Raw genomic sequence first — 24,033 nt, forward strand, 5'->3', positions numbered from 1 at the left:
CGGTCATCGCACGCGCAGTTCGTTGATCCGCACCCGCCAGTCCCTGGCGGCCGGCAGCGCCTCGCGCAGCGCGTCCACCGCCCGCTCGCGCCCCGACACCTGCGACTCGTGCAGCCGCATCAGGGGCGCGAGCGCGTGCGTCGCCAGCAGGAAGCGCTGGTTGACGACGGTCCGCGGACGCCAGTGGTTCTTGTACGGCTCGTTGCCGCGCAGGAAACTCACCACGGGCCGGCCCTCCGCCAGGGCCCGGCCGGTCTCGTAGCGCAGCAGCAGCGTCGCCACGTCCACCTTCCGGCCGCGCAGGTCCGGATCGGCGCCGTACAGGTAGCCGCCGCTCAGCCCGGCCGACAGCAGCGTGACGTTGGCCGCGACGACCTTCCCGTCCAGCCGGAACTCGGTCAGCCGGCCCTCCCCGGCCCGCACCATCCGCCGCGTGGCCCGGGTCAGGTGCTCGGCGAACCGCGGCCTCAGGTGCTCGGGGGTCACGCCCCGGCCGCGCCACTGCTTCTCGTGGAGCCGCAGCAGGGTCCGTACGGCCTGTGGCACCTCCTGTTCGGTGACCTCGTGCTCCTCGATCCCCGCGGCATCCGTCTTGCGCAGCTTGGCCCGCACCCGCTGGGCACCGGAGGCCGGCATCCGCTTGACCAGCTCGTCGAAGGGCAGCGTCGGCAGCTCCATGCAGGTCGAGTCGGTCAGTTTGCCGCGCACCCCCGGCCACGCCTCGTACAGCGCCTCGGCGGCCGCCCCGGGCCGTACCTCGCGCAGGTCGACGACCGCGCCCCGGGCCGCCCGGTGCAGCCCCCGCGCGAGCGCGGGCACGACCTGGTCGGCGTGTCCGGCGGCCACGAGCACGTCGAAGTAGTCGGTGATCGCGCCGCCGAGCGGCACCAGGCGCGGCAGCGGCCGGTGTACGAGCGTCAGCGCGGCGGCGCCGACCAGCTCTTGGCCGCGCCGCACGAGTACGAGCCGCAGCCGGCCTTCCCTGCCGTACGACAGCCACCAGGAGTGCAGCCAGGCGTGGCTCTGGAAGGGGGTAGCGGTGGAGCAGCGGCGGACGAGCCGGTTCCACGACTCCTCCAGCGCGGCGAACTGCCGGGGGTCGCGGCACAGCGTCACCGACAGGGCCCCGGCGGCGCCCTGCTTCATCGCACGGACTCCTTCTCCTTGGCCGCGGCGGGCTCACCCTGCGCGGGCAGGGCGGCGTACTCCTCGACGACCGCCTGCTCCTCCGGTGCGCCCTTGCGCCGGGCGGGCCGGGCCAGCAGCCACAGGCCGCCGAGCAGCCCGCCCGCGCACAGCCCGACGGCGCCGCTGACGGGGGCGGACGGCGAGGCAGGATCGACCGGGGCGACGGCCTGGTTGAACAGCAGCAGCTGCACGCCGGTGTTCTTGGCGGCCTTGTTGCTGCTCAGCGACAGCGCGTCGGCGACCGCGTTGGCGATGTCGGCCGCCTCGGCGGGGCTCGTGGAGGTACCGGTGATGGAGATCATCGGCGACTCGGGGGAGGTCTCGGCGCGCACCTGGGTCCGCAGCTCGCGGGCGGTGATGCCCACGCGGGGCTGCGCGTGGGCGAGGGTGGAGCTGCTGGTGGCGATGCGGGCGTAGGCCTGGGCGAAGCCGAGGGCGGTGGCCGGCTCGGTGGTGTCGTCCGGCACGGCGACGACGTAGCTGGTGGCGGCGTACTCCGGCGCCTTGAGGACCCCGTACGCCCCGCCCGCGGCGAGCCCGAGCAGGGCGCAGACGGGCAGGGGCCACCAGGCGGGTGGCGGCGGCAGGCCCCTGCGCCGCTTCTTCTCCGAACGGTGGTCGGGCGTCTTCTGGTCGGCGGTGTCGGCCATGTGCGTTGCTCACTTCCTGGGTGGAGGGGAGTTCCTTCGGCCCCGGCCATTGCCCCGGCCGGGGGTGGAGCGACGGATCAGCCGTGGCCGCCCCGCCGAGCCCGGGCGCTACGGCCCGGCTGAATCGAGCCGCGCCGCCGCCTGGGACCCGGACCCGGGCGAATCCGGCCCCGCCGACACCGGAGGGGCTGGGTCCGGGGCGAAGCCCCGGGGGACGTCGGCGAAGCCGGGCGCGGCCACATCCACCCCCGACAGGGGGGGTTGAGGGGCAGGGGCCAGGGCCGAGCCCAGCGCGAGCTCGTACACGGACAGGAGCTGCCGCGCGCTGTGCGCGATGTCGTAGCGGCGCACCACCGGCGGCGGCGGCAACCGCCGCGCCCCCGCCTCCATGTGCCCGCGCAGGGCGGCGACCAGCTCCTCCGTGCCCGGACCGATCCGGCGCGCGCCCGGCGCCTGCGCGGCGGGGAGGTCGTCGATCGCCGGACAGGTGACGTGCAGGACGGGCAGCCCGGCGGCCAGCGCCTCGACCACCGCCAGCCCGAACGCCTCCTCCCGCGACGGGGACACGAAGACGTCCATCGCGGCCAGCAGCGCGGGGATGCCGGGCGTGCGCCCGTCGGCGCTGTCGCCCAGCGGATCCCGCTCCCCCAGCAGGTGGATCCGGCTCTGCGCGCCCAGCTCGGCGGCGAGGAGCCGCAGCGCGGCCCGCTCCGGCCCGTCCCCGGCGAGCAGCAGGTGCGCTCCCGGCAGCGCGGCGACCGCCCGCACGAGTACGTCGAACCGCTTGCCCGGGACCAGCCGCCCGACCCCGCCGACCACGAACGCCCGTTCCGGCAGCCCGGTCCGGGCCCGCGTGGCCCGCCGTACGCCCTCCTCGAAGCGGAAGCGGACGGCTTCGATGCCGTTCGGTACGACGTGGATCCGGGGCGCCGGCACGCCCCATCCCTCCAGCCGGGCCGCCACGGTGTCCGAGACCGCCACGGTCGCCGCGCCGAGCCGCTCGCTCGCCAGGTACAGGGCGCGGACTCCGCCCGTCAGCGGTCGGCCCTCGATCTCGCCATCGCCCAGGGAGTGTTCGGTGGCCACCGTGGCCCGCACTCCCGCGAGCCGGGCCGCGAGGCGCCCGTAGACGCAGGCCCGGTACAGGTGCGTGTGCACCAGGTCGTACCGGCCGCGCCGGATGAAGGTCACCAGCTTCGGCAGCGCCCCCAGGTCGCGGTTGCCCCGCATCCCCAGGTGCACCACCCGGACCCCGTCGGCGCGCAGCCCCTCGGCCACCGGTCCGGGATTGGTCAGCGTCAGTACGTCGCAACGCATCGGCATGTGCCGCAGCAGCAACCGCAGTTGCTGTTCGGCGCCGCCGACCCCGAGCCCGGTGATCACGTGAAGTGCCTTGACCGCCCTCACAGGTGCACCGCCCGCCGCAGGTGCCGCACCCGGTGCCGCAGCTGTTTGATCCGGAGCCGCCCGCCGCCGTCGGCCTGGCTGATGTGGGTACGCGGCAGGGCGTACCGGCCGGCGAACCGCCCGGGGTCGATCCCGCAGGCGTACCCGTACCCGGCGGCCCGGGTCGCCTCGACGACCCGGGCGTCGAGGTACCCGTACGGGTAGCAGAACCCCTCGGGCAGCGTTCCGGTCAGCTCGGCCAGCAGTTCGCGGCTGCCGCGCAGCTCCTGCTGGAGCACGTCGTCGGCCGCGGTGGTGAGGTCCTGGTGGAGCAGCCCGTGCGAGCCGATCTCCTGTCCGGCGGCGGCGACTTCGCGGATCTCCTCGTCGGTGAGCAGCGGCTTGCGCGGGCCCAGCGGGTCCCACACGTTGTCCGCGCCGAGCCGCCCGGACAGCACGAACAGCGTGGCCGTGCACTCGTAGGAGCGCAGCAGCGGCAGCGCCCGGGTCAGGAAGTCGGTGTACCCGTCGTCGAAGGTGAGCCCGACCAGGCCGCGGCCGTGCCCGGCCGCGTGGGCCCGCAGCAGCTCGCGAACGGACACCCCGCGCAGCCCCCGGGCGCGCAGCCACAGCAGCTGGGCCTCCAGGGCGTGCGGGGTGACGGTGATCCCGTACGGGTCCTCGGCGGGATCGGTGAACTCGGCGACCGAGTGGTACATCAGGACCCACGGCGGTGCGGCCCGGCGGGCGGGGCCCGCCGTGGCGGCGGACGCCGTGTCGGTGTCAGCGGACATTGCGGAACCTCTGGGTGAGCTGGGACGTGAGCTGGGCGATCTGAGCGGGCAGGGCGACGACCTCGAGGGCCCGTATGGCCATCCCGGTGGCCCCGAACATGGCCGGGATCAGCAGGCAGCCGAGCGCGGCGCTGAGCATCGGGTCGGGGACCATCGGCCCGGCGAGCCAGCCGGTGCCGCAGGCGGCGACGGCGGCGACCCCGAGGCGGCCGATGCTGACGGCGACCCGGCGGACCTGGATGGCGATGATCCGGGAGCCGAGTCCGGTGAGGAGCAGGACGGCGGTGGTGGAGATGCCGGCGGCGTTGGCGGCGGCGATGCCGTACGTGCCCCACCAGCCGACGGCGAAGGCGCCGGCCACGATGTTGACGAGCAGCCCGACCGCCATCGCGAACGCGGGGAACCAGATGGGCCGGGAGGTCGAGAAGAAGGGCCGGGACAGCGCCCCGACGAGGCAGTGCCCGAGGAGTCCGAGGCCGTAGATCCGCATGACGGAAGCGGTGGCGAGGGTGTCCTGGTGGGTGAAGGCGCCGCGCTCGAAGAGGACTTGGATGATCTGCGGGGCGTAGCCGATGACGAGCGCGCTGCCCATGAGGACGGCGAGCGAGGCCAGGGCGAGGTCGCGCTCGACCCTGCGCCGGGCCTTCTCCAGCTCACCGCCGGCCATGGCCTGGGCGACGACGGGGAAGGTGACGGTGCAGATCATCAGCGACAGCACCATCGGCATCTGCGCGACCTTCTGCGCGTAGTTGAGGTGCGAGATGGCGCCGGACGGCAGGGACGCGGCCAGGAACCGCTCGACCAGCACCTGGGACTGCCGGAAGACCGCGAAGAAGATGACGGGGGCGATGACCCCGAAGGCGATGAGGGTGGGCCGGTCCCGGTCGCGCTGGCAGCGCGGGGCGCCCTTGGGGCGGGACGGCCGGAAGCCCACGTTCCGGATGAACGCGGGCAGTTGGACGAGCACCATCAGCAGCCCGCCGACGGCGACCCCGGCGGCGGCCGCCCGTACCCCCCACAGGGAGTGCAGGGCGACCATCGCGGCGATGATCCCGACGTTGTACGCGACGTAGATCGCGGCGGGCGGCAGGAAGGACCGGTGCGCGCGCAGGGCGGCGCTGAAGTATCCGGCGATGCCGAAGGTGACCACGGTCAGTGCCGTCAACCGGGTGCAGTCGACGGCGAGTCGCGGGTCGGGCAGGCCGGGCGCGAGTACGGCGACGACGAGCGGCGCGGCCACGATGAGCACGGAGGCCACGGCGGCCAGGAGCACGACGAGCCGCGGCAGCGTCGCCCCGACCAGCAGCCGTACCGGGTCCTGCGCGCGGGCCTCCCGCCGGGTCAGCCCGACCCGGCCGGCCGCCCGCCGGGCGAGGGCGTGACTGAAGGCGGGCACCATCAGCAGCGCCATGGCGTCCTCGATCAGCAGCGTCGAGGCCATCTCCGGGACGGTCCAGGAGATCAGGAAGGCGTCGCTGTCGTGCCCGGCTCCGAAGAGGTGCGCGATGGTCTGGTCCCGCACGAGCCCGAACACCGCCCCGGCGGCGGTCAACCCGGCGGTCACGGCGGCGGCCTTGGCCAGGAACCGCCCCAACGGAGCCGGGGCGCCGCCGCTGCGGGAACCGGAAGGCGCGGCCACGCCGCCCGCCCGCCGACCCCGACCCCGACCGCGGCCGGGCGACCCGGGTGACGCGGGTCCTGCGCCCACCCGGCCGGACCATCCTCCCCTCGGGGCACGGCCCGCACCCGAAGAACCGCGCGGCTGACCGCCGCAGCCGAGCACGGGCTCGGGCGAGGGCGGTGCACCCGTATCCGTGCCACCGGCCCGCGCGCCGGCGCGCCCGGTGAGCACCGGGCCCCGCGGCGTACCGGGTACCGGCCCGGCCGAGCCCGACGCCTCACCCACGGATCCGGTGGACAACACCGGCCCCCGCCCCGAGGACCCGGCCACGAACCCCGGATCCGCCGCCACCACGGCGTCCAGCCCGGCGGAACCGGCGGAGCCGGACAACACCGGTCCGCGGCCCGGCCCGGCCGGGTCCGGCGGCGTCGGGCGTGACGGAAGGCCCGCAGCCGCGGCGAGGTCGGTCGCCGCGGCCGCGGGCCGCCAAGGCGTCGTATCGGTCACCGGGCCGCCGCACCGGCGCCGACGTCAGCCCGCCCCGCCCCGCCCGGACCGGTCCCACCGGCACTCCCCCGGAAGGGACCGGCGTCGCTGGGCCCGCCCGGGCGACCATCCCCGGCCTGCTTCCCGCAGGGACCGGCGCTGGACGCGGCCGACTGCCCGCCACCGCGGGGACGGACGGACGCCGCCAAGGGACCGCCACCCGTATCCAGCCCGGAGGCACGGGCGCCGGACCCGCCCGAACCGGTCCCGCCCGCATCCCGCCCGGAGGGACGGACACTGGGCCCGCCCAGGTGACCGCCACCCGCATCCCGCCCGGAGGGACGGGCGCCGGACCCGACCAGGCGGGCATCCCCCGCGCTCCCCCCGGAGGGAAGGGCCCACCAGGCCGCCAAGCCGATGATCACCCCGGTGAGGACGGTGGACGGCCCCCCGATGTCCGCGTAGAGGAAGTCGGTCAGCTGCCACACCAGCAGGCCGATCGCGACCAGCCCGCAGTCCCGGATCCCGCCGCCGGCCGCGTACCGCCGGATCCCGGCGACCAGCAGCGCCGCCCAGCCGCCCGCGAGCGCGGTCAGCCCGATCAGCCCCTGCTCGCTGAGGATCAGCAGGTACATGTTGTGCGGGGACAGAAGCGGCTGGCGCAGGTACGCCTGTCCGGCGCCGGCGGTGTCGCTGCCGGAGGACAGCCCCAGCGAGGAGTGGCCGTCCCGGTGGGCCGGGAAGCCCTTGAGGCCCACGCCGACCGCCGGCCGTTCGCGCCACATCGACGCGGCGGCGGCCCACATCGTGTAGCGGTCGGTCACCGACTGGTCCGGCGCGCTCGACACCTGGGTGATCGAGGTCAGCCGCTCCGCCACCATGGCGGAGCCGACCCCGAGACCGCCCACCAGGACGACCCCGGCCGCGGTCAGTGCCACGAGCACCTTCAGCGCCCGCCGGATCCCGGCCAGCGCCATCACCAGCACGCCCGCGCCGAGGGTGGCGATCCACGCGCCTCGGCTGAACGACAGCACCAGCGGCACCACCAGCACCAGCGCGCAGCCGCCGGCGATCCGCCGGACCCGCTGCGGCAGCCCCGGCGCCAGCGCGGCGGCGGTCGCGACGACCAGCCCGTACGCGACCACCGTGGCCATGCCCATCACGTCACCGGGACCGAAGGTGCCCACCGCCCGGACGTCCTCGCCCTGGTACGAGGCCCCGGTATGGGTCGCGTACTGCACGACCCCCACCGCCCCCTGCACCAGCGCCAGGACCACGAAGCACCCGGCGGCCAGCCGGAACTCCCGGGCGCCCCGCACCAGCAGCACGACGGCGCCCGGCACCAGCACGAAGACCTGGAGGTAGCGCACGAAGCCCGGCAGGGCCGCGTACGGGTCCCCGGCCGTCATCGTCGCCACCGCGAGGCCGACGGCCGGCGTCCCGAGCACGAGCACGCCCAGCGGGGTCAGCGCCCGAACCCGGCCCCTCAGCGCCTGCACACCGCAGACGAAGACCAGCAGCAGCGAGGCGGCGTCGGCGGGGCCGACCTTCCCGGAGGCGGTCGCGTCCCCGGCCGGGAGCGGGGCGAGCAGGAAGAGCACGGTGGCCGCGAGCGGCAGCAGCGGCCAGTGCCGGCGCAGCGGGCCCGGTACGTCGGGAGGCCGGGCGGGGCCCGGCAGGGCGAGGCTCATGCTCAGCTACCTCCCAGCCGGAAGCGGAAGAAGGAGGCCGCGGTCCGGGCGAGGATCCACAGGTCCTGCCACAGCGACCAGGTGTCGATGTAGTGGTTGTCGAAGCGGGCCCGGTCCTCGATCGAGGTGTCTCCGCGCAGCCCGTTGATCTGGGCGAGCCCGGTGATCCCGACGGGCATCCGGTGGCGGGCCTCGTAGCCGGGGTGGATGCTGCTGAACTTGGCGACGAAGAAGGGCCGTTCGGGTCGCGGACCGACCAGGCTCATGTCACCCCGTACGACGTTCCACAGCTGCGGCAGCTCGTCCAGCGAGGACTTGCGCAGGAAGGAGCCGACCGGGCTCATCCGGCGGTCGCCCGCGACCGTCCACCGGGTGGCGGACTCGTGCGGGTCGGCGCGCAGCGTGCGGAACTTCAGCAGGGTGAACGGGCGCCCGTACAGGCCGACCCGCTCCTGTCGGAAGATCACTCCCGGTCCGTCGGAGATCCGCACGGCCAGCGCGCAGAGGCCCATGACGGGGGCCGCGGCCAACAGCGCGAGCGCGGCGAGCGCGGAGTCCAGGGCCCGCTTCGCATGCCGCTCCAGCGGCCGGGCGGGACGCGGCAGCAGCGGCTGTACGGCGTACCCCCACAGCTGGTCGGCGGGCTGCGCCACCCGCATGCCGGTGACTTTGGCGGTCCCGGCCGGGTCGGCGAGCCAGAGCCGGCAGCCGTGGTCGTGGAAGAGCCGGACCAGGGCGGCGGTGCGCTCGTCGGCCTCGGCGGGGCGGGTGAACACGGCGTGCCGGACGGAATTCTGGATGACCGCCCGCCGGACGTCCTCGTGGGTGGCGAGTACCGGGAGCTGACCACCCTTCCCGTCGGCGCCGGATCCGGTGTCGGCGATCCCGACGGGCCGCAGCCCGTACTCGCGGCGCCCGTGCAGGGCGGCGGCGACCGCGCGCGCGCCGTCGCCGGGGCCGACGACCAGGGCGGAGAGGGGCCGGCGGACAGCCGAGCGGCGGTGCACCCGGTTCACGAACCCGCGCCCCGCGCACGCCAGTACGACCTGAAGGCAGACGGCGGTCAGGAGCACGCTCCAGCCGAGCACCTGCCGGGGCTCTGCGGCGGCCAGCACGGCGGCGACCCCGCACCACAGGACGGCGGCCCGCCCGGCCAGCGCGGGCAGTTCGAGCAGCGCGGAGGGCGCGAGCCGGGGCCGGTACAGGCCGGCCTGCGCGTGCAGGGCGGTGACCAGCAGCGCGAGCAGGGCGGTGACCGGTACGGCGGTCCGGGGCGTGAGTTCCAGTCCGGGCACGGCCGTCATGGTCGCCACGGCGGCCAGCGCGTCGGCGGTCAGCAGCGGGAGCACACCGTCGCGGCGTCGTACCCGCCGGGGCCGGACGACGGGCCGCGCCCGGTCGGCCCTGGGGCCGCGCGGCGGATGGATGGCGGCCACGGAGCGGCGGGATTCCGAGGGTGGTGCGGGCGCGTAGGCGCTGCCGCCGGCGGCCCCCGTGCCGCCCTGCCCGGTGTGCCGAGCGGGTGCGCTGTCCATCGTCATCGGCTGATGCGCTCCTGGTTCAAGGGCCGGGGCCTGCCCAGCAGTTCGTGGTACAGGCCGGTGACCGCGTCCGTGGTCCGCCGCACGTCGAAGTCGGTCCGGGCGTGCTGCTGGGCCTGCTCGCCCAGTTCGGCGAGCAACCGCGGTTCGGCGAGGAGCCGGCCCAGGCCCTTGGCCAGCGCCGCCGGATCCTCGGGCGGCACCAAGCAGAGCCGCCCGTGGCCGGACGGCAGGCTCTCCCGGGCACCGCTGACGTCGGAGACCAGGACCGGCCGGCCACAGGCCATGGCTTCGAGCGGGGCCAGCGCCATGCCTTCCCACCGCGACGGAAGTACAACGAGATCGGCGGCCCGAAGCCACGGTCGGATGTCGGCGGCGGCCCCCGCGAAGAACACGCCCGGGGGCGCGGTGCGGCGCAGCCGCTCGGTGTCGGGGCCGTCGCCGACCAGGGCCAGCCGGGCGTCAGGGACCGTGCCCAGCAGCTCCGGCCAGGCCCGCAGCAGGATGTCCTGGCCCTTTTGCGCACAGAGCCGCCCGACGCAGACGGCGAGCGGCCCGTCGCCCTGGAAGGTGGCGGGCAGCGCCAGGGCGTCCCGGGCCTGGGCCCGGTCCTGGTCCCGGTCGGGGTGGCCGGGGCGGAAGTGGCCGAGGTCGACGCCGTTGCGGATCACCGACCAGCGGGCGGTGATGCCCTCGGACTCACCCGCCCGGCGCTCGGACGCGCTCACGCAGAGCACCCGCTCGGCCCAGCGGGCGCCGAACCGCTCCCAGCGCAGCGCGAGCGCGGCGGTCGCCCCGCCGACGGCGTCGAAGGACCAGGCGTGCGGCTGGAACACCGTGGGGAGGGCGCCCCGTACGGCGAGCCGCCCGGCCAGTCCCGCCTTGGCACTGTGGGCGTGCAGCAGGTCGGGGCGCACGCGGCGGATCAGCCGCGCCGCACCGAGCACTTCGGCGGGCAGTCCCGGCCCGGGGGCCCGCCCGGCGCGCCAGGTGAGCACCTGGGCCCCGGCGGCGCGGGCGTCGTCGGCGAGCCGTCCGCCGCGCGGGCAGCCGACGAAGACCCGTAGTCCGGCGGCGGTCTGCGCCCGGACGAGGTCGGTGACGACCCGGGCGACACCTCCGTCGACGGGCTGGACGAGGTGGAGGACGGTGAGGCTCTGTGCTGATGAAGACACGTGGGGTGGTCTCCTGCGTTCAGCGGCGCGCGTCTGTCTGAACGAAGAGCACACCGAGGAATTGGCCCTGCCTTTCGCCTGTGAACGTGGAATTCAGGCTGTGGGCACCACCGGACAGGGCGGGAATCGCATCGAACACATGAGTGAAGGGGGCGCGCGGCAATTCGCGCGGTCCGGCGGTTGCCGCCGACCCCCGCCGCGGAGGCGTACGCGGAAAGTGTGAGGCAGGACAGCAGGCCGAGCGTGCCGAGGATTCTTCGGAGGAACCCAACACCCTGTCTCCATTTTCGATCAAGGGGGCAAAACAGGAGTGAACTTTGTCAGAAATCAGGCTGGAAATCACGTCGGACTCGCTCGTACGGCCTTTTGGGCGATGGCACGCACCGTTGCGGCGGGCGGGTCGTTATGGACTGGAACATTGTTCGAGAGCAAGACCCGCGTGAACGCCTGAACGTCAACAGCGCGGGCCGAAACGGCGGCATCCGGGTGAAGTCACGCAACCCGAACCGGGGGCGGACCGTTGTTCCGGGTGCTCCAGTACCGGGCAGTCCTGCCAAAAAAGGAACGATAATGATCAAGAAGTTTGTGGCCGGCGCAGCGGTTGCCGCCTCCGTCGTGGGTATCGGTGCCGCCATGGCCCCGCAGGCGATGGCCATCGGGAACGACACGGGGATCAACACCGTCAACGGCAACGGTGCCTCGCAGATCTACGGCAACCAGGCCACGTACGGCCACATGAGCCCGCAGATGGCGCTGATCCAGGGCTCCTTCAACAAGCCCTGCATCGCCCTGCCCGCCAAGGCCAACGTGCAGTCGATCCTGGCCCTCGTCAACGTCGGCGTCCAGGACATCCCGGTCCTGTCCAACCCGCAGACCCAGCAGTGCACCGAGAACTCCACCCAGGCCAAGGGCGACGAGGCTCTCTCGCACATCCTCAGCAACATCCCGATCCTCTCCGGCAACGCGTCCGTCGGCAGCTGATCGAAGCCCCGCGCCGGCGAGGCCGCCGCACCTTCGGGTCGCGGCGGCCTCGCCGCGTGCAGGGCCCGCGCATTCCGGCCGCAATAGGCCTCGGAATTCCGGGCACCCGGACCTCCTGGGCATCTGAGTGAATTGCCCGGCAGTCACGGAAAATCTGCGGTTTCTTTTCTCGGAGCCGCTCGTTGTTATTTGTGCAGCGGATACACCTCTGCGGGAAGGATCGAAATCAAATGAAGTACAAGAAGGCAGTGGTGCTGGCCGCCGGCGTTCTGATGGCCGCCGGTGCCGCCTCGCCCGCCATGGCCGGCTCCGACGCCCACGGTGCGGCCGTGGGGTCCCCCGGCGTCCTGTCCGGGAACCTCCTCCAGGTCCCCGTGCACGTCCCGGTGAACGTCTGCGGCAACACCGTCAACGTGATCGCGCTGCTGAACCCGGCGTTCGGCAACACCTGCGTCAACGCCTGACGAAGTGCCTGAGCCCGCAAGGGCAAACCTCCTCGGGGTGGCCTCGGAGTGCACGGCGGTGCACTCCGGGGCCACCTTCGATTCAGCACCGGCCGCAGTGCCGGTAGACAGGGAAGGACCCATGCGACAGGTACTGAGCCGACAGGTACTGGGCAAGGGGATGCTCACGGCGGCGGCCGCCTCCAGCCTGCTGTCGATCGCGACCGGCGCGGCCTACGCGCAGCCCGGGTCGATGGCCGAGGCCTCGCACTCACCGGGCGTGCTGTCCGGCAACAGCGTCTCGGTACCGATCACCTTCGCGCCGAACGTGTGCGGCAACAGCGTGGACGGGGGCGCGGCGCTCAACCCTTCGATGGGCAACACCTGTGCCACCACGACCGGCTCGGACGTCGACTACGACTACGAGCGCCACCTGAGCCCCGAGCACGCGGAGACCTTCGAGCGCTACCTCGACGAGCGCCGGGGCGGCCGACACGCGCTGCCCCCACAGCGCCGGGACGAGCAACGGCGCTACGAGGAGCCCCGCGCGCACGCCCCCAAGCACGCGGCGCCCCGGCACGAGGAAGGCCCCCGGGACGACGGCTACGGCGACTCCGGCGAGGGTGAGGAGCGACCGGAGGGCGAGGAGGAGTGCGACGACCACCCCCCGCAGCCCGCGCCCGAGGCGGAGCACCCGTCCCCGCTGCCCGCGCCGACCCCGCTGCCGCAGCCGGAGCCGGAACCGCTGCCCGAGCCCAAGCCGGAACCGAAGCCCGAGCCCGTCGGGGAGCACCCGGCTCCACCGCCCGCGCCGGCTCCCGAGCCGGTGCCCGAGGTGCCGCCCATGCCGCTCCCGGCGCCGGAGCCCGCCCCGGCCCCGGTTGGGGAGGCACCGCAGCCCCAGCCCGCACCGCAGCCACAGCCCCTCCCCGTCCCGGAACCGGCCCCCGCCCCGGCGCCGCCCGTCGCGCACGAGCCCCCGGCTCCCCAGCCGCCGCACGGGAACAAGCCCGTGGAGCAGCCGGCCCCGGAGCCCGCCCGTCCGGCGGACCAGCCCCCGGCCGCCCCCGCCGGTGACATCCCGGTCGACCTGCCCCCGGCTCCGGCTCCCGTCCCGGCCGCCGCCCCGCCGGTGACGGCCGTCCCCGCGCCGGCTCCCGCGCCCGCCTTCGCCACGCCGCCGGAACTGGCCGCCACCGGTGCGGGTCAGGCCGGCGCCGCCGCGGCCCTCGCCTCGGCCCTGATCCTGGGCGGTGCGATTTTGTACCGGAGGTCCCGAATCGCCTGACCGGGATCAACGGTGATCAGAAGAAATATCGGCCGGAGAATTCCTTGTCGGATTCTCCGGCCGTTGCCGTACGCCGTACCGTCCGCGTTTCCGTATCGGCCGGGAATCGTTACGCAGGTCGAAAGCGGCGCGACGGTCGCCGCTGACGCCTCTGCCCACGAAAAGAATGAGGATTTCGACCATGAAGCTCAAGCAGGTTGCCGCTGTCGTCGCCGGCTCCGTCGCCGCCCTCGGCGCCGCGGCTCCCGCCTTCGCCGCCGAGACACCGGCCGCGATGCCCCCCATGAGCGTGACGAGCGGGCTGTCGGAGGTGCTGAACACCGCCGGACCCGTCACCGAGGCGCTCCCCCAGACGGTGGGCAACGGCCTGGCCGAGCAGGGCGAACACGTCGACAAGGTCGTCGGCACCGTCCAGAGCGTCAACAAGGTCCGCAACGACGCCCCCGCCGAAGCGCTGAACCTCGCGAACGGCGCCACCCAGGCGTCCCCGCTGCTCGGCGGTGTGAAGCTCAACGGCGGCGGCCACTGAACGGCCCCCGACATGACTGTGGGCGCCACCGGCGAGGCCGGTGGCGCCCACAGTCGTACGTGCCGAATGCGACTGACGTCAGTCGTTGACGCAGACGTTGCCGAACGCCGGGTTCAGAGCGCCGATGAACTGCGCGGAGTTGCCGCAGACGTTGATCGGGACGTGGACCGGGACCTGACCCAGGTTGCCCGACAGGACGCCGGGGGACTCCACGGCCGCACCCTCGGCCGAAGAGTCGGCGACGGCGGAGCCGGCGGCACCGGCCGCAGCGAGACCGGCGGTGGCCAGGACCAGGGCGGCCTTCTTGGCAGCAGCAGAGTTCATGGGAAGTGCACCTTCTGTTCGATGTCCTGCCCCGAGGCCGGGGCTCACACCGAGCGAAACGCTCCACCTTCCCGGACGACACGGTTTCGAAGCGGATCAGACCTGTTCAGCCCAATAGTCGTAACCATCCGTCCCGTTCCCGCCGCCGCCTCGCCCCTTCTAGTGGACGGGGATATCAGGGATGTCGGGGATGCCGGGGATCTCGGGGACGAGGTTCACCGGCGGCACGGCCGGAGTCGTGGGAGTGGTCGGAGTGGTAGGGGTCGTCGGAGTGGTAGGGGTCGTCGGAGTGGTCGGCGTCGTCGGCACGGCCGGAACGGTCGGCACGGTCGGAACGGCCGGCAGATTGGGGATCTCGATCGGGAGGTTCGGGAGCCCCGGGATCTCCGGCAGGGCGGGGAGCTTCGGCAGCTCGATCACCGGCAACTTCACCCCGGCGGGCAGCAGGCCCTCCAGCGACTTGAGGAGGTCCTGGATCGTCTTGGTGATACCGGCGAGGAGGTCGTCGATCGGACCCGCCGCCGCGCGCTCCTCGATCCCCTCGATCTTCTCCTGGACGGCCGCCACCCGGTCGTTCAGAGACGCGGAGCTACCGTCCGCGGCGGCCGCGGGGGCAGCCCCGCTGGCCAATATGACGACCGCGAGGGCCGACGGGACAAGGACGCGGAGCCGGGACGGCTTGGTGCGGTGCATGAAGGTTCCTTCTGGGTGGTCGCACGGAAAAGCGGACCGGAGTGATCCGCTTCCTCCTTACCCACCGTGCGAACACCTCGCACGGAGCGCAACCGGATCATGAACGGCCGGGCGGTCGCCGCGGGCCACTGCGGGCTGCGTACGGGCTTCGCGCACGCGTCCGGTACGGCCTCACCCTCCCTGGGGATAAACGCACTCCGTACGGGCCGTTTGAGTGAACCAGCGGAACCAAGACCCCGGAAGCCCAGTTGATCAGGGCGCTCCACTAGCGGGCACTCGTGCGACAAAAGGACCAATGATGCTCAAGAAGATCATGACCGCTGCCGCGGTCTCCGCTGTTGCCGTTGGCGTGGGCGCTGCCGCTGCGGCCCCGGCCATGGCCATCGGAAACGACACCGGGGTCAACACCGTCAACGGCAACGGTGCCTCCCAGATCTACGGCAACCAGAAGACCGAAGGCCCGATGAGCCCGCAGCTCAGCCTGGTCCAGGGCACCCTGAACAAGCCTTGCATCGGCCTGCCGGCGAAGGTCAACGTGCAGTCGATCCTGGCCCTCGTCAACGTCGGCGTCCAGGACATCCCGGTCCTGTCCAACCCGCAGACCCAGCAGTGCGCCGAGAACTCCACCCAGGCCAAGGGTGACGAGCCGCTCTCGCACATCCTCAGCAACATCCCGGTCCTCTCGGGCAACCTCTCGTCCGGCAGCTGACTTCCGCTCCCCTTCCTGGTCAGGGCCTCTGGTGCCCGTGGAGCGATGTGACGAGGGCCCCGGCAGCCTCCAGCTGCCGGGGCCCTCGTACGCGTGCGGCCGTCAGCTGGTCCAGAAGTCCCACCAGCGGGTGAGGACCAACATCCCGATCACCCCGGCGTGCAGGGCGGGCGGGGCCCAGCCGAAGTCGGTGAAGAAGACCCGCAGCGGACCCGGCGCGGGCAGGTTTCCGGTGCGGACGTTGTGCGCGGTGACCGCCCAGAACATCAGCAGCGTCGCCAGCCAGGCCAGGCAGCACCACAGGCAGAGGGCGTTGATCTCGTAGAGCGACTGGACCATCAGCCAGCCGCAGAAGCCGGTGCCGAAGAGGGTCCCGGCGTTGAGCCCGAGCCAGAACCAGCGGCCGTAGCGGGCGCCCGCGAGCAGGCCGGCTCCCACGCAGACCACGACGGCGTACGCGGCCAGGCCCAGCATGGGGTTGGGGAAGCCGAAGGCGGCCGCCTGCTCGCTCTGCATGACGCTGCCGCAGGAGACGACCGGGTTGAGACTGCAGGCGGGCTTGAAGTCCGGGTCCTCCAGCAGGAGGAACTTGTCGAGGGTGATCACCCAGGAGGCCAGCACCCCGGCCGCCCCGGTGAGGGCCAGCAGCCAGGCCAACCCCCTCGGGGCCGCGGCCGGTTCGCGCTCGGGTCCACTGCGGGGCAGGCCCTGTTGACGGGGTACGCCCACTGTATTCGTTGCCATGCGGCCCATAGTCGCGCGCAATGCCATAGACCGGGGCTAACCATGCCTAGATATACGCAAGTTGACCTGAAGGTGTGGCGGGAACCCCAGATTCTTCCCGGACGTTTTACCGAACCCCGGACGTGATGTCAGAGCCAGGGGCTACGTTGTGCTTCCGCGAAGTGACAAGCTGCGACGGCCTGGAGACCCACCTTGAGCGATCCGTACGAGACAACCGAGGCGCACCTCGAGCGACTCCTGGGCCGCGCCCTCAACTCCTTCGACCTGACGGACCGGTTGGTCGAGCGCCTCGGTACGGCGCTCGCCCACAGCTCCGCGCTGTACACCACGCACCACAGCCCGTCGGCGGGCCTGTGGCGGGAGACGCACCGCCACACCTATCTGCTGGCCGACGGCGGATCGGTCTCGCTCTGGGAGGCCGCCTACCGGCTCGAGGGCGACCGGAGCACCCGGTACGAGGTCTTCGCGAGCAAGAGCGAGTTCTCCCAGGCGGTCGCCCGGATATGCGGCGGGATCCCGGCGGAGGCCGTGCTGGACCCCACTCTGACCGCCGCCGAGGAGGAGGACGGGTCCGAGAACGACCTGGCGTTGTTGAGCGCCCTGTTCGCCGCCGCCGCCTCGCCGAGGGAGCGGTACCGGGAGTACACGGTGGAGCAGTCCGCCGACCACGCCCGGCGGGTGCTGCGTCGCGCGGAGAACGCCGACCGGCCCGGCGAGGACGTGAGTACGCTGCTGCGCTCGGCGTACGCCCACCAGATCACCCAGGCCTTCGGCGGCCGGCAGTGCCTGGCCGACGGGCGGGACGCCGGATTCAGCCTGTACGAGCACGCGTTCGTCCTGCTGGACGGACGGGAGTTCAGTCTGTGGGAGGTCGAGCACACCGCGACGCCGGACGGGCGGCACATGTGCGAGGTCTACGAGAGCGAGGCAACCGCGCGCGGAGCGATGGAGCTCCGCGCGCGGGTGCGGTGACGCTGCCGCCGGTGATCGCGGGCGGCGGCCGGATCAGGCCGCCACGGCGACCTTCGGCGGCTCGGCGGGCTCTGCGGTGCGGCGCATCCCCTTGAGGAGGATGACCAGACCGGCGGTGGTCACCATGCCGGCGGCGATGGCGAGCAGGTAGAGGAACGGATACCCGATCAGCGGGACGACGAAGATGCCGCCGTGCGGGGCCCGCAGGGTGCACTCGAAGGCCATCGAGAGGGCTCCGGTGACCGCGCCGCCGGCCATGGCGGCGGGGATCACGCGCAGCGGGTCGGCCGCGGCGAAGGGAATGGCGCCCTCGCTGATGAAGGAGGCCCCGAGGAACCAGGCCGCCTTGCCGTTGTCCCGCTCGGCCTTGGAGAAGAGCCGGCCGCGCACGGTGGTCGCGAGGGCCATCGCGAGCGGCGGCACCATACCGGCGGCCATCACGGCGGCCATGACCTTCAGGCTGCCCTCGTTGGGAGCGGCGAGCCCGCCGATGGCGAAGGCATAGGCGACCTTGTTGACCGGGCCGCCGAGGTCGAAGCACATCATCATGCCGAGGATCACCCCGAGGATGACCGCGTTGGCGCCGGAGAGGCCCGACAGCCAGTCGGTGAGCGCCTGCTGGAGCGAGGCGATGGGCTTGCCGACGACGAGGAACATCAGGAACCCGGTCACGGCGGAGCCGATGAGCGGCAGCACGACGACCGGCATGATCCCGCGCAGCGGGGTGGGTATCTTCAGCCGCTGGACGGCGAGGACGGTGCCGCCCGCGACCAGGCCGGCGATCAGGCCGCCGAGGAACCCGGCGTTGATGGTGAGGGCGACGGCGCCGCCGACGAAACCGGGGACCAGACCCGGGCGGTCGGCCATGCCGTAGGCGATGTAACCGGCGAGGACGGGGATGAGGAAGCCGAAGGCGAGGCCGCCGGTCTGGAAGAGCAGCGCCGCCCAGCTGGCGGCCTCGGTCCAGAGGAAGTGCTCGGCGACGGACGGGGCGGTGTTGATCTCGTACCCGCCGATCGCGAAGGCGAGGGCGATGAGCAGTCCGCCCGCGGCGACGAAGGGGACCATGTAGCTGACGCCGGACATGAGCCAGGTACGGAGCTTGGCGCCGTAGCCGTCGGTGTCCTGGCCGGCCTGCTCGACGGGGGTGGGCGTGTGCGACTCCACCTCGCCGCGGGCCGCCTTGTCACGGGCCTCGACGAGGAGTTCGGCGGGGCGGTTGATGCCCGCCTTGACGCCGACGTCGACGGTGGGCTTCCCGGCGAAGCGGCCGCGGTCGCGGACGGGGACGTCGTGGGCGAAGACGACGGCGTCGGCCGCCGCGATGTCCTGCGGGCTGAGCCGGGTGAAGCCGGCCGAGCCCTGCGTCTCGACGGTGATGCCGATGCCGGCGTCGGCCGCCGCGCGTTGGAGGGCCTCGGCCGCCATGTAGGTGTGCGCGATCCCGGTGGGGCAGGAGGTGACGGCGACGACGCTGAAGCCCGCCCCTTCGGAACCGGTTCCCGAACCGGGCTCGGCCCGGACCCGCGCCCCTGGCGAGACGGCAGAGCCCGCCGCGGCGGTCGGGGTCGGGGTCGGGGGCGCAGCCCCGGGCGCGGTCCCGGGCGCAGCGCCGGTTTCGGGAAGGGGCGGGGTGGGGGAAGGGCTCCGCGCAGCGGACCCGGTCTCCGGGCCGGCCAGGGCGGCGGCGGCCTCCGCCGGGGTGGCGGCCGTGCGCAGGGCCGCCGTGAACTCGGGACGCATCAGGCGGCGGGCCAGGGAGGACAGGATCGTCAGGTGCGCGTCGTCCGCGCCCGTCGGGGCCGCGATCAGGAAGATCAGGTCCGCCGGACCGTCCGGGGCGCCGAAGTCGACGCCGGCCGCGGCCCGGCCGAAGGCCAGGGTCGGGGCACTCACATGGGGCGACCGGCAGTGCGGGATGCCTATCCCGCCCTCCAGCCCGGTCGGCATCTGGGCCTCCCGCGCGGCCACGTCGGCCAGGAAGCCGTCCAGGTCCGTGACCCGGCCCAGCGCCACCATGCGGGTGGCGAGGGCGCGCGCCGCGTCCTCCTTGGACTCGGCGGACAGGTCGAGGTCGACCAGCTCGGGGGTGATCATCTCGCTCATCACGGGCTCCTTCGCGCGCGTCAGACCGTGGCGGGGTCGGTCAGGGGGAGGTCCAGCGGCAGGTCCTGGGTGACGCGTACCGCGTCGGGGCGCAGGTCTGCGGGGGTGGGCATGGCGCTGCCGGGGAGTTGTACGGCGGCCGCGCCGTGGGCCAGGGCGGAGGCCAGGGCGGAGGGGCCGGAGCCGCCGGCGATCAGGAACCCGGCCAGGGAGGCGTCGCCGGCCCCGACGTCGCTGCGTACGGTCGGGGCCGGCGCGGTGCCGTAGAAGGTTCCCTCCGCCGAGACGAGCAGCTGACCGTCCGCGCCGAGGGAGGCGAGGACCGCGCCCGCGCCCCGGCCGACGAGTTCCTCGGCCGCCTTGACCGCGTCGCCGAGGGTGGCCAGCGGGCGGCCCACCGCTTCGGCGAGTTCCGCCGCGTTCGGCTTGATGACATCGGGGCGGGCGTGGAGCGCGGCCGACAGGGCCGGGCCGGAGGTGTCCAGGGCGATCCGGGCGCCCGCTTCGTGGGCGCGGGCGACCAGTTCGACGTACCACTCGGAGCCCAGGCCCCGGGGCAGGCTGCCACAGCAGGCGATCCAGTCCGCGCTGCCGGAACTGACGCGGACCGTGTCCAGGAGCAGGGCCGATTCCTGGGGTGTGAGTTCCGGGCCCGTCGCGTTGATCTTCGTCAGGGTGCCGTCGGGTTCGGCGATCGAGATGTTGGAGCGGGTCTGCCCGGCGATCGAGACCACGGTGACGTCCACCCCCTGCGCGCTCAGCAGTTCGGCGATCAGCGTGCCGGGGGCGCCGCCGAGCGGGAGGACCGCCGTCGTGCCGACGCCCGCCGCCGCGACGGCGCGGGAGACGTTGACCCCCTTGCCGCCCGGATCGACGCGGTCGGCGGTGGCGCGCAGGACCGCGCCGCGGTCCAGCGAGGGGACCTCGTACGTCCGGTCGAGGGAGGGGTTGGGGGTGACGGTGAGGATCATACGAGCACAACTTCCGTACCGGCGGCCTCGATCGCCGCCTTGTGGGCCGGGGCGAGCCCGGTGTCGGTGATGAGCAGGTCCACCTGCGCGAAGGCACCGAAGCGGGCGAACTGCTCCTGGCCGGCCTTCGCCGAGTCGGCCAGCAGTACCACCCGGCGGGCGGCGGCGATCGTGGCGCGCTTGACGGCGGCCTCGGCCAGATCGGGCGTGGTCAGGCCACCCTCGGCGCTGAAGCCGTTCGTGGCGAGGAAGAGGACGTCGGCGCGGATCTCGGCGTACGCGCGCAGCGCCCAGGCATCGACGGCGGCGCGGGTGCGGTGGCGGACGCGGCCTCCGACGAGGTGGAGGTCGATGCCGGTGTGGTCGGCGAGCCGGGCGGCGACGGGCAGCGCGTGGGTGACCACGGTGAGCGCGGTCTCGACGGGGATGGCAGCGGCCAGGCGGGCGACGGTGCTGCCGGCGTCGAGGATGACGCTGCCGCCGTCGGGCAGTTCGGCGAGCGCGGCGGCCGCGATGCGGTCCTTCTCGTCGGCGGCGGTGGCCTCGCGCTCGGTGAGGTCGGGCTCGAAGTCGAGCCGCCCGGCCGGCATGGCGCCACCGTGCACCCGGCGGACCAGGCCGGCCCGGTCTAGGGCCTTCAGGTCACGGCGTACGGTCTCGGCGGTGACCTGGAACTGCTCGGCCAGGGAGAGGACGTCGACCCGTCCGGCCTCGCGGGCGAGGCGGAGGATCTCCTGCTGACGCTCAGGTGCGTACATGTGGGTTTGAGTCCGTTCAATGCCCGAATCTGTTGTTCCTTCCCTACCGTACGCCTCGTCGCAGAAGAAATAAAGAGAAACGGACATGCCCGCCGTGTGAGGGCGGGCATGTCCGTGGAAGTGGGGCCGACGCCCCCAGATGAATGAGTCCTAGCCGGCCGGGACCTTCTCGGCGGCGGGCCGGGCGGGGCCGGCGGGCTCGAAGACCTGGGTGCCGTCCTCCTGCTCGTCCATCGGGATCTGCTTGCGCGGCAGCATGAACATCACCGCGAAGATCGCCACGAGCACCGCCGCGACCCACCAGAGCGCGCCGCGGAAGGCCTCGACGTAGGGGGCGCCGTAGACCATGTCGTCGTCGATCAGGCCGAAGAAGACGACGGAGGTCAGGCCGAGGCCCAGCGCGTTGCCCATCTGGCCGGTGGTGTTGATCAGACCGGAGGCCGATCCCGCGTGCTCACGCGGGACCTGGGACAGGACGGTGTCGGTGAGCGGCGCCACGATCAGACCCATGCCGATGCCCATGAGGACCAGCGGGGCCACCATCTGCCAGGACGTGATCTCCATGCCGTAGTGCTCGGACTCCCAGATGTAGAGGAGCAGACCCGCGGCCATGACCGCGGCACCGGCCTGGAGCACCTTGCGGCCGAAACGCGGGACGAGCTTCTGCACCGAGATACCGGCGGCGGCGGAGACGGCGAGGGAGAAGGGGATGCCGGTGACGCCCGCGTGCAGCGCGCTCCAGCCGAGGCCCATCTGCATGTACAGCGTCCAGACCAGGAAGAAGATGCCGGTCGCGAGACCGAAGGTCAGCTGGACGGCGATGCCGCCCGCGAAGCTCTTGACCTTGAAGAGGGACAGCTCGACCAGCGGGGAGCCGTCCTTCTTGATCTTGTACTTCTCGTACGCGATGAAGCCGGCGAAGAGGAACGGCACGGCGCCCATGCACAGGAAGCCCCACAGCGGCCAGTCGTTCTCCCGGCCGTGGGTGAGCGGGAAGATCAGCATGACGAGGCCGAAGGTCGCGAGCACGACCCCGACCAGGTCGAGGCGCAGGGCCTGCGGGGCCTTGGACTCGGTGATGAACTTGCGGCCCAGGATCACGCCGGCGATGCCGACGGGCAGGTTGATCAGGAAGATCGGGCGCCATTCGAGACCGAAGAGGTTCCACTCGGTGAGCAGCGCGCCGAGCATCGGGCCCGAGACGGCGCCGAGGCCGACGATGGCACCGAACATGCCGAAGACCTTGCCGCGCTCGTGCGGCGGGAAGGTGACGTGGATGATCGCCAGCACCTGCGGGACCATCAGGGCCGCCATGGCGCCCTGGAGGATGCGGGAGGCGACGAGCATGGAGGGGTTGGCGGCGATGCCGCAGAGCAGCGAGGCGGCGGTGAAGCCGGCGATGCCGATGAGGAAGAGGCGCTTGCGGCCGTAGATGTCACCGAGACGGCCTCCGGTGATCAGGCCGGCGGCGAAGGCGAGGGCGTAACCGGCGGTTATCCACTGGATCGCGCTGGTGGAGGCGCCGAAGTCCTGACGCATGCTGGGTATCGCGATGTTGACGATCGTGACGTCGACCAGGTCCATGAAGGCCGCGGTCATCACGATGGCGAGGGCCAGCCAGCGGCGGCGGTCGGCGGGCGAGCTGGGTGCGGTGGCTGTGTCGGTCCGCTCTTCTTGTACGGGCCCGTTCTCTCTTTCGGGCGATGTCTGGGGCGTCTCGGTGCTCATGGAGAGAAACCTAGACGGCATGTAGGTCAGATGGTGACCTATTTCCCTGGCAGCCTTGATCCCATGAACGACACCCCGGCACGGCTGCTCACCCTGCTGTCCCTCCTCCAGACCCCGCGCGAATGGCCCGGCAGCGAACTGGCGGAGCGGCTGCGGGTCAGCGCCCGCACGATCCGGCGGGACATCGACCGGCTGCGCGAGCTGGGATACCCGGTGGAGGCCACGCTCGGCGCCGATGGCGGGTACCGGCTGGTCGCGGGGGCGGCGATGCCGCCGCTGCTGCTGGACGACGAGGAGGCCGTGGCGATCGCGGTCGGGCTGCGGGCGGGGGCCGGCCACGCGATCGAAGGGGTCGAGGAAGCCTCCGTACGGGCCCTGGCGAAGCTTGAGCAGGTGCTGCCGTCACGGCTGCGGCACCGGGTGAGCGCGCTGCAGTCCGCCACGGTCGCGGTGACGCGGGGAGACGGGGCCAGCGTGGATCCGCGGACGCTGACCACGATGGCCGGGGCGGTGGCGGGGCCGGAGCGGCTGCGGTTCGCGTACCGGGCCCGGGACGGGGCGGACACGCGGCGGCTGGTGGAGCCGTACCGGCTCGTGAGCACGGGGAGCCGGTGGTACCTCGTCGCCTACGACCTGGAGCGGGAGGACTGGCGGACCTTCCGGGTGGACCGGGTGAGCGAGCCGTTCGCGACGGGGGCCCGGTTCACGCCGCGGGAGCTGCCGATGGATGCGGGCGAGTTCGTGCGGCGGGGGCTGCGGGGCGGGGAGACGTACGCCGTCGACCTGTCGTTCGCCGTGGGGGCGGGGGATCTGCCGGTGTGGTTGCGGGGAGAGGCGGTCCCGGAGGCAGGGGGTGCGCGGGTGCGGTTCGAGACGGGGGACGCGCCGGAGTGGCTGGCGGTGCGGCTGGCGTTGGTGGGGGTGCCGTTCACGGTGCGGGGGCCGGAGTCTCTGGCAGCCGCCGCCCGTGCGCTGGCCGCGCGGTTGTCGGATGCGGTGGGGGCGTAGGCCCTTGCCCCGGCCGGGCCTTTGCCCTGGCCGGGCCGGGTGCGGGGGCCCTGGCCGGGCCGGGTGGGGGCGGTGGGCCGGTGCCAGGGCGGGGTGTCGTCCGGGACTGCATGAGTTATGGCGCCCGATCCCGGACACAGGCGTGAGACCTCGGTCGCGCCACACATCACGTTTTACGTCCCGGACAACACCCCGCCCCGTCCCCGTCCCCGCTGGGAGGCTCCGTTCCTGGCCTGCCGGATGATGG

The 24,033-nt window shown here is 73.3% G+C and carries 21 protein-coding genes and 1 pseudogene; 7 read left to right on the forward strand and 15 right to left on the reverse strand.

All coding sequences use genetic code 11. The annotated features are described in order from the left end of the window. Nucleotides 1-3: 3 nt before the first annotated feature. The 8 genes and pseudogenes from ACWDYJ_RS09770 to ACWDYJ_RS09805 form a co-directional block, all read right to left on the reverse strand. Nucleotides 4-1,146, reverse strand: a complete 1,143-nt coding sequence (locus ACWDYJ_RS09770; protein ID WP_451564968.1) for a GNAT family N-acetyltransferase — start codon at nt 1,144-1,146, stop codon at nt 4-6. After that, nucleotides 1,143-1,838: a lipopolysaccharide biosynthesis protein gene (locus ACWDYJ_RS09775; RefSeq protein WP_451564969.1), complete on the reverse strand. Its 696-nt coding sequence runs from the start codon at nt 1,836-1,838 to the stop codon at nt 1,143-1,145. The genes ACWDYJ_RS09770 and ACWDYJ_RS09775 overlap by 4 nt, the downstream gene beginning before the upstream one ends. Before the next feature lie 108 nt (nt 1,839-1,946). Beyond that, on the reverse strand, nt 1,947-3,221 hold the full coding sequence (locus ACWDYJ_RS09780) for a glycosyltransferase (RefSeq protein WP_451564970.1): 1,275 nt from the start codon (nt 3,219-3,221) through the stop codon (nt 1,947-1,949). Between the two features lie 20 nt (nt 3,222-3,241). Then, nucleotides 3,242-4,018: a polysaccharide deacetylase family protein gene (locus ACWDYJ_RS09785; RefSeq protein ID WP_451564971.1), complete on the reverse strand. Its 777-nt coding sequence runs from the start codon at nt 4,016-4,018 to the stop codon at nt 3,242-3,244. After that, a complete protein-coding gene (gene murJ / locus ACWDYJ_RS09790) occupies nt 4,008-5,726 on the reverse strand; it encodes a murein biosynthesis integral membrane protein MurJ (protein ID WP_451564972.1) in 1,719 nt (572 codons plus the stop codon). Before murJ ends, ACWDYJ_RS09785 begins: the two co-directional genes overlap by 11 nt. Before the next feature lie 766 nt (nt 5,727-6,492). Continuing rightward, nucleotides 6,493-7,816 (reverse strand): annotated as a pseudogene (locus ACWDYJ_RS09795) (O-antigen ligase family protein); the annotation flags it as partial. 2 nt (nt 7,817-7,818) lie between these two features. Continuing rightward, nucleotides 7,819-9,357 carry a sugar transferase gene (locus ACWDYJ_RS09800; RefSeq protein WP_451564973.1) on the reverse strand — a complete coding sequence of 513 codons (1,539 nt, stop codon included), beginning with the start codon at nt 9,355-9,357 and terminating at the stop codon, nt 7,819-7,821. Next, nucleotides 9,354-10,532 (reverse strand): glycosyltransferase, encoded by a 1,179-nt coding sequence (locus tag ACWDYJ_RS09805; protein ID WP_451564974.1) that lies wholly within the window; start codon nt 10,530-10,532, stop codon nt 9,354-9,356. Before ACWDYJ_RS09805 ends, ACWDYJ_RS09800 begins: the two co-directional genes overlap by 4 nt. 570 nt (nt 10,533-11,102) lie before the next feature. Here ACWDYJ_RS09805 and ACWDYJ_RS09810 point away from each other — a divergent pair. The 4 genes from ACWDYJ_RS09810 to ACWDYJ_RS09825 all read left to right on the forward strand — a co-directional run bounded on the left by ACWDYJ_RS09810 (nt 11,103) and on the right by ACWDYJ_RS09825 (nt 13,773). After that, nucleotides 11,103-11,513, forward strand: coding sequence for a rodlin (locus ACWDYJ_RS09810; RefSeq protein WP_451564975.1), 411 nt, complete (start codon nt 11,103-11,105; stop codon nt 11,511-11,513). Between the two features lie 230 nt (nt 11,514-11,743). Then, nucleotides 11,744-11,977: a chaplin gene (locus ACWDYJ_RS09815; RefSeq protein ID WP_451564976.1), complete on the forward strand. Its 234-nt coding sequence runs from the start codon at nt 11,744-11,746 to the stop codon at nt 11,975-11,977. 121 nt (nt 11,978-12,098) lie between these two features. Then, entirely contained in the window at nt 12,099-13,244 is a 1,146-nt protein-coding gene (locus tag ACWDYJ_RS09820) for a chaplin (RefSeq protein ID WP_451564977.1), read from the forward strand. Nucleotides 13,245-13,425: 181 nt separating this feature from the next. Further along, nucleotides 13,426-13,773 carry a hypothetical protein gene (locus ACWDYJ_RS09825; protein ID WP_451564978.1) on the forward strand — a complete coding sequence of 116 codons (348 nt, stop codon included), beginning with the start codon at nt 13,426-13,428 and terminating at the stop codon, nt 13,771-13,773. Between the two features lie 78 nt (nt 13,774-13,851). On the opposite strand, the gene ACWDYJ_RS09830 is transcribed toward ACWDYJ_RS09825, so the two are convergent. Continuing rightward, complete coding sequence (locus ACWDYJ_RS09830) at nt 13,852-14,097, reverse strand: chaplin (RefSeq protein WP_451564979.1); 246 nt, start codon at nt 14,095-14,097, stop codon at nt 13,852-13,854. 159 nt (nt 14,098-14,256) lie between these two features. Beyond that, nucleotides 14,257-14,790: a hypothetical protein gene (locus tag ACWDYJ_RS09835; protein WP_451564980.1), complete on the reverse strand. Its 534-nt coding sequence runs from the start codon at nt 14,788-14,790 to the stop codon at nt 14,257-14,259. Nucleotides 14,791-15,088: 298 nt separating this feature from the next. Between ACWDYJ_RS09835 and ACWDYJ_RS09840 the strand changes: the two genes are divergently transcribed. After that, nucleotides 15,089-15,499, forward strand: a complete 411-nt coding sequence (locus ACWDYJ_RS09840) for a rodlin (protein WP_451565015.1) — start codon at nt 15,089-15,091, stop codon at nt 15,497-15,499. A 102-nt stretch (nt 15,500-15,601) separates the two neighbouring features. Here the strand turns inward: ACWDYJ_RS09840 and ACWDYJ_RS09845 are convergent, their stop codons facing one another. Beyond that, nucleotides 15,602-16,243: a vitamin K epoxide reductase family protein gene (locus ACWDYJ_RS09845; RefSeq protein ID WP_451564981.1), complete on the reverse strand. Its 642-nt coding sequence runs from the start codon at nt 16,241-16,243 to the stop codon at nt 15,602-15,604. Nucleotides 16,244-16,435: 192 nt separating this feature from the next. Here ACWDYJ_RS09845 and ACWDYJ_RS09850 point away from each other — a divergent pair, with 192 nt between their 5' ends. Then, nucleotides 16,436-17,215, forward strand: coding sequence for a DUF6227 family protein (locus ACWDYJ_RS09850; RefSeq protein WP_451564982.1), 780 nt, complete (start codon nt 16,436-16,438; stop codon nt 17,213-17,215). A 33-nt stretch (nt 17,216-17,248) separates the two neighbouring features. Here ACWDYJ_RS09850 and ACWDYJ_RS09855 read toward each other — a convergent pair whose 3' ends face one another. The 4 genes from ACWDYJ_RS09855 to ACWDYJ_RS09870 all read right to left on the reverse strand — a co-directional run bounded on the left by ACWDYJ_RS09855 (nt 17,249) and on the right by ACWDYJ_RS09870 (nt 22,778). Then, complete coding sequence (locus tag ACWDYJ_RS09855) at nt 17,249-19,321, reverse strand: PTS fructose transporter subunit IIABC (protein ID WP_451564983.1); 2,073 nt, start codon at nt 19,319-19,321, stop codon at nt 17,249-17,251. A 20-nt stretch (nt 19,322-19,341) separates the two neighbouring features. Next, nucleotides 19,342-20,292, reverse strand: coding sequence for a 1-phosphofructokinase (gene pfkB / locus ACWDYJ_RS09860; protein WP_451564984.1), 951 nt, complete (start codon nt 20,290-20,292; stop codon nt 19,342-19,344). Next, entirely contained in the window at nt 20,289-21,050 is a 762-nt protein-coding gene (locus tag ACWDYJ_RS09865) for a DeoR/GlpR family DNA-binding transcription regulator (protein WP_451564985.1), read from the reverse strand. The genes pfkB and ACWDYJ_RS09865 overlap by 4 nt, the downstream gene beginning before the upstream one ends. A 150-nt stretch (nt 21,051-21,200) precedes the next feature. After that, nucleotides 21,201-22,778, reverse strand: coding sequence for an MFS transporter (locus ACWDYJ_RS09870; protein ID WP_451564986.1), 1,578 nt, complete (start codon nt 22,776-22,778; stop codon nt 21,201-21,203). 63 nt (nt 22,779-22,841) lie between these two features. Between ACWDYJ_RS09870 and ACWDYJ_RS09875 the strand changes: the two genes are divergently transcribed. Further along, nucleotides 22,842-23,786 carry a helix-turn-helix transcriptional regulator gene (locus tag ACWDYJ_RS09875; RefSeq protein ID WP_451564987.1) on the forward strand — a complete coding sequence of 315 codons (945 nt, stop codon included), beginning with the start codon at nt 22,842-22,844 and terminating at the stop codon, nt 23,784-23,786. Nucleotides 23,787-24,033 lie beyond the last annotated feature (247 nt).

The organism is Streptomyces sp. NPDC003042 (assembly GCF_053591315.1).